This is a genomic window from Xanthomonas chitinilytica (assembly GCF_026107455.2).
Classification (GTDB): domain Bacteria; phylum Pseudomonadota; class Gammaproteobacteria; order Xanthomonadales; family Xanthomonadaceae; genus Stenotrophomonas; species Stenotrophomonas chitinilytica.
In genome coordinates this window covers 64,065-73,562 of the sequence record NZ_JAPCHY010000002.1, presented here as the reverse complement: position 1 = coordinate 73,562, position 9,498 = coordinate 64,065, and the positions used below count along the sequence as shown (strand labels likewise).

Below are 9,498 nucleotides of genomic sequence, written 5' to 3'. Positions count from 1 at the left end.
GATACCGGTAATGACGAAGAGCAACTCGCGCAAGGCACGGGAAAAGCTGGCCGACAGCCTGCTGGGCATGTCGGGCGCGCTCGGCGTGGCGCTCACCGTGGCGGTGCTGGTCACGCCGCTGGCGGCGGTCGCCACGGCGGCGGTGAGCGGCAGGGAAATCGACCTGCTGGCGATGATCGTGGGGTTGAAGCCTTCGACGGCGGGGCTGCTGGTCGTCCTGTATCTGGTGGCGGTTGCGATGGTGATGGGCGGGCGTCATGCTGCGCTGCGCATCTACAACGACCTCTACCCCGATACATGAAGCTTTCGCTGATCGCCGCCCTCGACCGCAACCGCGGCATCGGTCGTGACAATGCGATGCCGTGGCATCTGCCCGACGATTTCAGACACTTCAAGGCGCTTACCCTCGGCAAGCCGATCCTGATGGGGCGCAGGACCGCGCAATCGTTGGGGCGAGCCTTGCCGGGGCGTCTGAACCTGGTACTGACGCGCTCGGGACAGGTGCCGTTCGAGGGCATGCAGGCGGTGGCGTCGGTGGAGGAAGCACGCCGCATCGCGCTGGAGGCTGGCGCCGACGAGTTGTGCGTGATCGGCGGCGGCGAGATCTACCGCCTGCTGATCGACCAGGCCAGCGACCTGTACCTGACCTGGGTGGAGACCGAGGTGGCCGCCGACACCTTCTTCCCGCCGGTCGATCCGGGGCAGTGGCGCGAAGTGGACAGCCAGCCGCACGCAGCCGACGCGCGCCACGCCTTCGGGTTCCGCTTCGTGCACTACGTGCGGCGCTGAGGCGCCGCGATTCCGGGGAGCTGCGCGGCGCGCACGCGAGCCCGCGGCCGATGGCAGGCGTGCCATTCCCGCGGTCCCCATGGCGACCGGGGACGCGATGCCCCGATGTGGGCAGCCTCCCGGCAGTGCGGCGCTATCCTGCTGCGCGGCTCCGGCACTCAGCCCGGCAGGCGGTAATGGCCGATGATGGTGTGTTCGAACAGCAGGTTCTCTTCCTGCGTGCCGCGGGCGATGTTGTGCAGGATCAGCGGGGTGCCGTCGCCGAGCCGATGGTCGGAGACGATGCCCACGTGCAGCAGGCCATTGCCGTTGAGCTTCCAGGCGACGATGTCGCCGGCCGCGTAGTCGGTCGGGTCGGTGCTGATCGCCCGTTGCCAGCCCTGGCGCTCGAACCAGCGCATCTGGTTGGGGACGCGGCGGTGGTCGATGTTGCGATCCGGGCGCGACAGGCCCCACAGTCCGGGATAGTCGCCGAAGTGGCGGCGCATGTCTTCGTGGATGCGCGCCTGCAGGTCGATGCCCTGGCTGCGCAGCGCCCGCACGATCACGTCGGTGCACACGCCACGGTCGGGCGGAACGTCGCCGCCGGGGTAGTCCAGCACCTGGTAGGCCGGGTCGTAACGCACGGTCACCCCGATCTGCCCGCGTGCGGCAGCGACCAGCGGCGGCGAGGGGGCGGTGGTATCGGAAACCGGTGCCGCCGCCGGCGTGGCGGGGGAAGCAGGCCCGCTGGCAGGCGGATCGCCATCGTTCTGGCAGCCGCCGGACAGGAGCAGGGCCAGCAGCAGCGCCGCTGGCCTCATGCGGCTGGCGGTGGAGTGCCGCCGCCACCGTTGCCGCGACCACGGCGGGAACGGCCGCGCGATGGGTGCTCGCCCTGCTGCGCCGGCCGTTCGTGCGCCGGGCGCGACGGCGCACGCGCATGCGGTACCGGAGCCGGGACGTCGCGGCCGGGCACCTGCACCACGCGCAGTTCCTCGCTGTCCAGCTGCAGCGCGGTGAGCTTGCCGCCCCAGACCGCGCCGGTGTCGATCGCATGCACGCCCTGGGTGATGGTCAGGCCCAGGGTCGACCAGTGGCCGCAGACGATCTTCAGGTCGCGCTCGGCGCGGCCGGGCACTTCGAACCAGGGGTACAGACCCTGCGCCTGGGTGCCCGGGGTGCCTTTCTCCTCGATGGCGATGCGCCCACGCGGGGTGCAATAGCGCATGCGGGTGAACAGGTTGATGATCGCGCGCGCGCGGTCGTAGCCGGTCAGGCCGGGCGACCAGCTGGGCTTGTCGCCGTACATGTTGCGGAACAGCTTGCGGTAGCCGTTGCCGTGCAATTGCTGCTCGATCTCGCGGGCGTGCTTCTCGGCCAGGGTGGTGGTCCACTTCGGCGCCAGCCCGGCGTGCACCATCAGCCAGCCCAGCTCGCGGTCGGTATGCACCAGCTTCTGCATGCGCAGCCAGGTCAGCAACTCGTCGCGGTCCTCGGCCAGCACGATACGCTGCAGGTCGGGATTGACCTTGCGCTGCTCCTCCTCGCTGCGGGCGCCGATGGCCAGCAGCGACAGGTCGTGGTTGCCGAGCACGATCTCGCTGTACTGGCGCAGCGAGTGGACCAGCCGCAGGGTCTCCAGCGACTGTCCGCCGCGGTTGACCAGGTCGCCGCAGAACCACAGCCGGTCCACCGCCGGATCGAAGCGGATCTTCTCCAGCAGCCGCTGGGTGACGTCGTAGCAACCCTGCAGGTCGCCGATGGCCCAGACGCTCATGCCCGCGCCCCCATCAGTGCAGGGTCCGCGGTATGGACAGCGCGAACGGGGCGATCGGGGCGGCGAACTCGGTGCCGTCGTCGGCGACCATGTCGTAGTGGCCCTGCATGGTGCCGTGGTCGGTCTGCAGCATCACCCCGGAGGTGTAGCTGAAGTCCTCGCCCGGCTGCAGCCGCGGCTGCTCGCCGACCACGCCCTCGCCGTCGACGTGCTCGACCCGGCCATGGCCGTCGGTGATCCGCCAGTGCCGCGCCACCAGCCGCGCGGGGATGTCGCCGCGGTTGCGGATGCGGATGGTGTAGGCGAACGCATACCGCCCGTCCTCGGGTGCCGATTGCTCGTCGAGAAAGCGCGGCGAGACTTCGATGTCGATCGCGTAGTGGCGGGAGTCTTCCATGCGGGCAAGTGTAAGCAAAAGCAGGTGATCGGAAGGCTCAATCGCGCGCGGCGTTGGCCAGGCGGATGAAATCGGCGACTTCCAGCTGTTCGGCGCGCGCATCGCTGCGGACTCCGGCGGCCTCGAACTGGGCGCTGCCGCAGACGCCGTTGAGGGCATTGCGCAGGGTCTTGCGGCGTTGCCCGAAGGCGGCCTTCACCACCGCGGCGAACCGCGCCGGGTCGTCGATGCCGATGGTGGCCGGATCGCGCGGCACCAGCCGCACCACCGCCGAATCGACCTTCGGCGGCGGCCGGAAGGCGCCCGGCGGCACCACGAACAGCGAGGTCACTTCGCACCATGCCTGCAGCATCACGCTCAGGCGGCCGTAGACCTTGCTGCCGGGTGCGGCGGCCATGCGGTCCACCACTTCCTTCTGCAGCATGAAATGCATGTCGCGGATGGCCGCGGCATGCTCCAGCGCGTGGAACAGGATTGGCGAGGAGATGTTGTAGGGCAGGTTGCCGACCAGCCGGATCTGCGAGTCGCCGGCCAGTTCGCTGAAATCGACCTGCAGCACGTCGCGGTGGACGATGCTCAGTTCGCCCAGCGGCGCGGCCGCGGCGGTGAGCGGGGCGATCAGGTCGCGGTCGAACTCGATCACGGTCAGGCGCGGGTGCCGGCGCAGCAGCGGCAGGGTGATGGCGCCCTGGCCGGGGCCGATCTCGACCAGGCGGTCGCCGTCCTTCGGATTGACCGCCATGACGATCTTGTCGATGTAGTAGCGGTCGGCCAGGAAATGCTGGCCCAGCGATTTCTTGGCCGGTGCGGTGAAGCCGGGCGCAGCGTGCGGGGAATGAGGGGGATTCATCGTGCCAGTTTACGTTGCGCGGCCAGGCGGGCGCACAGCGCGGTGGCCGCCAGCAGGCTGGAGGGGTCGGCCACGCCGCTGCCGGCCAGTTCCAGCGCGGTGCCGTGGTCGACCGCCACGCGCGGGTAGGGCAGGCCCAGGGTGATGTTCACCGCCTGCTCGAAACCGCTGTACTTGAGCACCGGCAGGCCCTGGTCGTGGTACATCGCCAGCACCGCGTCGAAGCCGGCGAGCTTGCCCGGCAGGAAGGCGGTGTCGGCCGGCAGCGGGCCGACCAGGTCCAGGCCCTCGCCGCGCAGTCGTTCGAGCAGCGGAATGATGATGTCCAGCTCCTCCCGGCCCAGGTGCCCGTCCTCGCCCGCGTGCGGGTTCAAGCCGAGCACGGCGATGCGCGGGCCGTCGATGCCGAAGTCGCGCCGCAGCGCGACGTGCAGGGTGTGCAGGGTGCGCTGCAGGCTTTCGGCGGCGATGGCGTCGGCCACCTCGCGCAGCGGCAGGTGGGTGGTGGCCAGCGCCACCCGCACGATGTCGTTGGCCAGCATCATCACCACCTCGACGCCGGCCTGGCCGGCCAGCAGTTCGGTGGTGCCGCTGTAGGCGATGCCGCCCTCGTTGATCGCCGCCTTGTGCACGGGGCCGGTGACCACGCCGTCGAGCCCGCCGTCGAGGCAGGCCCGGCCGGCCTGCAGCAGGGCATCGATGACGGCGGTGGCGTTGGCCGGATCGGGGTGGCCGAAGCGGCTGGCGACGGCGTTGCGCACCGGTCGCAGCCTCAGGTCGCCGGGCCGGGCGGCGGCCTCGTCTTCGCGCAGCAACCGCAACGGCAGCGCCAGCGCGGCGGCGGCGGCGGTCAGGGTGTCCGGGTCGGCGAAGGCGAGCAGCCGGCAATCCTGGCGCGGTTGCTGCGCCAGGCGGATGCAGAGTTCAGGGCCGATCCCGGAGGGCTCGCCCGGGACCAGAGCGAGCTGCGGGACCATGGCTCAGGACTGCGGCGATTCGGCGGTGTTCTCGGCGCGGTCGCCGCTGCGGTAGCTGACGTAGGCTTCGCCACGCAGTTCCTGCAGGAAGCGGTTGTATTCCTCTTCCAGCTTGCGGCGGCCGATGGTCTCGCGGATCTGCGCGCGCCGGTTCTCGTTGGTGACGTCGGTCTGGCGGGTCGCCACGCGCTGCACGATATGCCAGCCGGCATCGGTGCGGAACGGTTCGGTCACGCCGCCGTCGTCCACGCCCTGCACCTGCTGGCCGAAGTCCGGGCCGAAGGCGTCGGCCGGGAACCAGCCCAGGTCGCCGCCCTGGCCGCGGCTGTTGACGTCCTCGGAGGATTCCTTGGCCACGGCCTGGAAATCGGCACCGCCGACGATGCGCGCACGCAGGGTGTCGATCTTGGCCTTGGCCGCGTCGGCGCTCTGGTTGTCGCTGACCCGGACCAGGATGTGGCGGGCGTGGAACTCGGTGACGGTACGGGTATCGCCGGCGTTGCCGTCGCGGACCTCCACCAGCTTGAGCAGCTGGAAGCCGCTGGGGCCGCGGATCGGGCCGACCACGCTGCCGGGCTGCAGCTCGCGCACCATCTGCGCGAACGCGTTGGGAATCTCGTCGGCGCTGCGCCAGCCCAGGTCGCCGCCTTCCAGCGCGTTGGGGCTGTCGGAATAGCGCACGGCGGCGGCGGCGAAGTCCAGCTCGCCCTTGTCGAGCAGGTTCCTGATGCCGTCGATCTTGCTCTGGCCGGTGGCGATCTGTTCGGCGGTCGCACCGTCCGGCAGTGCCACCAGGATGTGCGCCAGGTGGTACTGGGTGCTGCCGGCGCTCTGCTGCGCGAGCGCGGCGTCGACCTCGCCCTCGCTGACGCTGATCCGGCTCTGCGCGAAGCTCTGGCGCAGGCGCTGGACGATGATTTCGTCGCGTACCGACTTGCGGAATTCCTCGAAGGAAATGCCGTCCTGCGCCAACCGCTGGCGCAGCACGTCGACGCTGGCGCCGTTCTGCTGGGCGATGCTGGAGATGGCGTGGTTCAGTTCCTCGTCGCCGACGCGGATGCCGCTGCCTTCGGCGCGGGCCACCTGCAGCTTGACCAGGACCAGCCGCTCCAGCACCTGGCGTTCCAGCACGGCATCGGGCGGCAGCTGGTGTTCGCGGCCGGCGTACTGCGACTTGATGTTGGCGACCGCGCGCTGCAGTTCGCTCTGCAGCACCACGTCCTCGTCGACGATGGCGGCAATGCGGTCCAGCGGCTGCAGCGGTTGCTGCGCGGCCACGGGCGCGGACACGCAGGTGAACGCCAGCAGGGTGGCGAGGACGGCAGGTAGGGTCTTGGTCATGGAATCAGGTTCGGATCGTAGTCGTCCTCGTCGGCCTCGATGTTGCTGGGAGGGACGAGGTACAGGTCGTCGCGGTTGTAGCCGAGAATAGCACGGCGCAGGGTGCGCTCCGTGTCCTGGCCGGCCGAGCCCAGGCCCTTGAGCACGAACTCGACCTGGAAGGCGTTGTTCACGTCGCCCGCGCGGTTGCGCACGTAGCGGCGGGCCAGGGCGCGGACCGCCAGGCAGCAGCTGTCCCACTGCACGCCGCCGATGATTTCCAGCGGTTTGTGGTCCAGCAGCGAGTAGTAGTAGCGGCCGACGATGCTCCAGCTGGGGTTGATCGGATACAGGAACGAAAGGTCGGCCTGCTCCAGCTGGTCGGTGCCGCTGTTGGCGTTGCGGCGGTAGCGGTAGGAGAGGTTGACCACGCCGTCGCGCGGCATCAGGTAGCGCGCGCGCATGCTGACCAGATCCTCGCGCCGGTACTTGGGGTTCCACTGGTAGGTGGTGCCCAGGGTCCAGCGGTCGTTGATCGCCCAGTTGGCGTCGGCCACCCAGGCCGACTTGCCCTGCTCGACGATCGCCTCGCGGCTGTTCAGGGTTACCTGCGAGTCGTCGAAATAGGTGATCTGGCCGATGCTGGCCGACAGCTTCTCGCGGCCGTCGTCCTGGCGCAGCAGGCGCGTGGTCAGCGCGGTGGTCAGCTGGTTGGCGTCGTTCTGGCGGTCGGCACCGGTGTAGCGGGAGTCGCGGAACAGCTGGCCCCAGCTGAAGGTGAAGGCGCGGGTATCGAACAGCGGCAGGTCGCTCTGGTCGCGGTAGGGCGTGTTCAGGTAGAACACCCGCGGCTCCAGCGTATGCAGGTAGGAGGTGCCGCGGATCTCGGTCTCGCGGTCGAAGAACAGGCCGGCATCGATCGTGGTGATCGGCAGGCTGCGGGTGGGGTTGCGCTCGCCGTTCATCGAGTCGGCCAGGTCCCGGTCCAGCTGATAGGCGGTATAGCGCCAGGCCAGGGTCGGGGTGATGTACCAGGCCGCGCCAGCCAGCGGCATCGAGACGTAGGGCTTGATGTCCAGGCGCGATCCGCCGGGACGTTCCTGTACCACGCCGGTGCGCTCGTAGTCGGAATTCTTGAGATGGATGTCGTCGTGCACGAAGCGCACGGCCTCGGCGTAGACGCCGGCCTCGAACCAGCGGCCGAACGGCTGCTCCCAGGTGGCGAACAGGCGCGGCTGGCGGTTGAAAGGAAGCGAGGTCTCGGTCAGCGTGTAGTCGGTCAGCTGCCAGTGGTCGGCCATCAACCCCGCGGTCCAGGTCTTGCCGGTACCGTAGACGCCGATCGTGCTCTGCAGGTTGGAGGAGGTCACCCCCAGCAGGCGGTTGGCGAAGTCCTCGACGTAGCGTTCGTCGCTGACCCATTTCAGGTTGGCGCGGGCCTGCCAGTTGCGGTCGATGTTGTGGTAGCCGCGGTAGTCGATCCGGCCGCGATCCTCGCCGCGCAGCTTGTCGTCGGGCAGCCAGGCGGTGTCCAGCTGGCCGCGACCGCCGCGGTAGAGGTAGCGGAACTCGTTGTCGAGCATCAGCCCACGCTTGCTCATGTAGCGCGGGGTCAGGGTGTCGTCGTAATTCGGCGCCAGGTTGAAGTAGATCGGCTGCGCGTAGTCCAGGCCGTTGCGCCCGGAGACGCTCAGCTTCGGATACAGCAGGCCGGTCTGGCGGCGGTCGTCGATCGGGAACTTGAACCAGGGCGCCCACAGCACCGGCACCTTGCCGATCCGCAGCACCGCGTTGCGGGCGGTGCCGAAGCCTTCGTCGTTGTCGACCTCGATCTGCGGCGCGGACAGCTTCCACACCGGCTGCGAGGGATCGCAGGTGGTGTAGGTGGAATGGTGCATCTGCCCGACCGCACCCTGCAGGTCGATCGAGTCGGCGCCGCCGTTGCCGCGCCGCGACACCAGCTGGTACTGGATGTTGCTGATCTTGTGGGTATCGGTTTCCTGGTTGCCTTCGGCACGCTCGGCCACCATCCGGATCGACGAGTCGGAGTAGCGGACGTTGCCCTCGGCGATGTAGTTGCCGGTCTCGGTGTCGAAGCGCAGGTTGTCGGTGCCCAGGAACTGGTCGCCGCGCTTGAGCGCCACGTTGCCCTGGTACTGTGGTGCGGTGCTGGTGCCGGAAAGCTCGTCGCCTTCGATGTCGGTCGGCTGCTGCTCGCGGGTGGCGGCCGCGGCCGGGTCGGCCTTGGGGGCCTCGTCGAACGCGGGCAGGGTATCGGTCGCCGGGCACAGGCCCCAGTTGATCGGCTTGTCGTCGGCCAGGGCGGGCAAGCAGACGGCGATGCTCAGGGGCAGGGGCAGCAGGCGTAGGACTCGGCGCACGCGGATCGGATTCAGGCGAAAACGGCCGCTAGCTTGCCGTATCCCCTGCATAGGGGCAATGAAGGCGCGCCGCGCAAGGGGGGCGGGGTTCATGCGCCGCTCGGTGCGGTCACAGCAAGGCCTGCAGGTGGGCCACGCTGCATTCGCGCAGCGCCTGCAGGTCGTAGCCGCCCTCGAGCATGGAGACGATGCGGCCGCCGGCGTGGCGGCGGGCGATGCCGGCCAGTTCGGCGCTCAGCCAGCCGAAATCCTCGGTCTCCAGCATCAGGTCGGCCTGCGGGTCGCGCATGTGGGCGTCGAACCCGGCCGAGACCAGCAGCAGCTGCGGCCGGAACGCGTCGATGGCCGGCAGCATCTCGTCGGCCCAGATGTTGCGGAAGCGGAAGCCGCCGCTGCCCGGCGGCAGCAGCACGTTGCGGATGTTGCCGACCCCGCGCTCGCGCATGTTGCCCGAGTGCGGAAACAGCCCGGACTGGTGGGTGCTGAAGTAGCCGACCTTGGGGTCCTGCTCGAAGATCGCCTGGGTGCCGTTGCCGTGGTGGACGTCGAAGTCGACCACGGCGACGCGTTCCAGCCCGTGCCGGTCGCGGGCATGGGCGGCGGCCACGGCGATGTTGTTGAACAGGCAGAAGCCCATCGCGGCGTTGCCGGTGGCGTGGTGGCCGGGCGGGCGCACCGCGCAGAACGCCCGTTTGTCGTCGCCCAGCATCACCGCGTCGACCGCGGCCACGCCGGCACCGGCCGCATGCAGCGCCGCGCTGGCCGAGCCCGGCGACATGCGGGTGTCCATGTCGATGGTCCGCAGCGGTTCGTGCTGCGGGCGCAGGATCGAGTCGATCAGCTCGCGGTCGTGTACCCGCACCAGTTCGCCGAACTTCACCGGCGGCGCTTCGCGCCAGTCCAGTGCATCGGGGAAGGCGGCCTGCAGCGCTTCGATCACGGCGCGCAGCCGCGCCGGCGATTCGGGATGGTCCGGGCCGGGGACGTGCTCGAGGCAGGCGGGATGGGTGTAGACCAGCATGCCC

10 protein-coding genes are annotated in these 9,498 nt (G+C 69.6%); 2 read left to right on the top strand and 8 right to left on the bottom strand.

Going from position 1 to position 9,498, the window contains the following annotated elements; genetic code table 11:
• The first annotated feature begins 10 nt into the window (after positions 1–10).
• A complete protein-coding gene (locus tag OK345_RS02485; RefSeq protein ID WP_265126328.1) occupies positions 11–301 on the top strand; it encodes a hypothetical protein in 291 nt (96 codons plus the stop codon).
• Positions 298–789 (top strand): dihydrofolate reductase, encoded by a 492-nt coding sequence (locus tag OK345_RS02480; protein ID WP_265126327.1) that lies wholly within the window; start codon positions 298–300, stop codon positions 787–789. Before OK345_RS02485 ends, OK345_RS02480 begins: the two co-directional genes overlap by 4 nt.
• Before the next feature lie 158 nt (positions 790–947).
• Here OK345_RS02480 and OK345_RS02475 read toward each other — a convergent pair whose 3' ends face one another.
• The 8 genes from OK345_RS02475 to OK345_RS02440 form a co-directional block, all read right to left on the bottom strand.
• The gene (locus OK345_RS02475; RefSeq protein ID WP_265126326.1) at positions 948–1,592 is read right to left on the bottom strand and encodes a DUF1287 domain-containing protein; all 645 of its coding nucleotides are present in this window, start codon (positions 1,590–1,592) and stop codon (positions 948–950) included.
• Entirely contained in the window at positions 1,589–2,548 is a 960-nt protein-coding gene (locus tag OK345_RS02470; RefSeq protein WP_265126325.1) for a symmetrical bis(5'-nucleosyl)-tetraphosphatase, read from the bottom strand. Before OK345_RS02470 ends, OK345_RS02475 begins: the two co-directional genes overlap by 4 nt.
• A gap of 13 nt (positions 2,549–2,561) precedes the next feature.
• On the bottom strand, positions 2,562–2,945 hold the full coding sequence (gene apaG, locus OK345_RS02465) for a Co2+/Mg2+ efflux facilitator ApaG/CorD (RefSeq protein ID WP_265126324.1): 384 nt from the start codon (positions 2,943–2,945) through the stop codon (positions 2,562–2,564).
• Between the two features lie 37 nt (positions 2,946–2,982).
• Complete coding sequence (rsmA, locus tag OK345_RS02460) at positions 2,983–3,795, bottom strand: 16S rRNA (adenine(1518)-N(6)/adenine(1519)-N(6))-dimethyltransferase RsmA (protein ID WP_265126323.1); 813 nt, start codon at positions 3,793–3,795, stop codon at positions 2,983–2,985.
• Complete coding sequence (gene pdxA, locus OK345_RS02455; RefSeq protein ID WP_265126322.1) at positions 3,792–4,772, bottom strand: 4-hydroxythreonine-4-phosphate dehydrogenase PdxA; 981 nt, start codon at positions 4,770–4,772, stop codon at positions 3,792–3,794. Before pdxA ends, rsmA begins: the two co-directional genes overlap by 4 nt.
• A 3-nt stretch (positions 4,773–4,775) precedes the next feature.
• Positions 4,776–6,113 (bottom strand): peptidylprolyl isomerase, encoded by a 1,338-nt coding sequence (locus OK345_RS02450; RefSeq protein WP_265126321.1) that lies wholly within the window; start codon positions 6,111–6,113, stop codon positions 4,776–4,778.
• Positions 6,110–8,473: an LPS-assembly protein LptD gene (gene lptD, locus OK345_RS02445; RefSeq protein ID WP_425510943.1), complete on the bottom strand. Its 2,364-nt coding sequence runs from the start codon at positions 8,471–8,473 to the stop codon at positions 6,110–6,112. The genes OK345_RS02450 and lptD overlap by 4 nt, the downstream gene beginning before the upstream one ends.
• Positions 8,474–8,582: 109 nt before the next feature.
• Entirely contained in the window at positions 8,583–9,494 is a 912-nt protein-coding gene (locus OK345_RS02440; RefSeq protein ID WP_265126320.1) for a histone deacetylase family protein, read from the bottom strand.
• Positions 9,495–9,498: the final 4 nt, after the last annotated feature.

Coding starts and splice junctions, on each gene's coding strand:
- OK345_RS02440 (WP_265126320.1), bottom strand. CDS start 9,494: ATGCTGGTCTACACCCATCCCGCCTGCCTCGAGCACGTCCCCGGCCCG.
- apaG (WP_265126324.1), bottom strand. CDS start 2,945: ATGGAAGACTCCCGCCACTACGCGATCGACATCGAAGTCTCGCCGCGC.
- OK345_RS02475 (WP_265126326.1), bottom strand. CDS start 1,592: ATGAGGCCAGCGGCGCTGCTGCTGGCCCTGCTCCTGTCCGGCGGCTGC.
- OK345_RS02450 (WP_265126321.1), bottom strand. CDS start 6,113: ATGACCAAGACCCTACCTGCCGTCCTCGCCACCCTGCTGGCGTTCACC.
- OK345_RS02480 (WP_265126327.1), top strand. CDS start 298: ATGAAGCTTTCGCTGATCGCCGCCCTCGACCGCAACCGCGGCATCGGT.
- pdxA (WP_265126322.1), bottom strand. CDS start 4,772: ATGGTCCCGCAGCTCGCTCTGGTCCCGGGCGAGCCCTCCGGGATCGGC.
- OK345_RS02485 (WP_265126328.1), top strand. CDS start 11: ATGACGAAGAGCAACTCGCGCAAGGCACGGGAAAAGCTGGCCGACAGC.
- rsmA (WP_265126323.1), bottom strand. CDS start 3,795: ATGAATCCCCCTCATTCCCCGCACGCTGCGCCCGGCTTCACCGCACCG.
- OK345_RS02470 (WP_265126325.1), bottom strand. CDS start 2,548: ATGAGCGTCTGGGCCATCGGCGACCTGCAGGGTTGCTACGACGTCACC.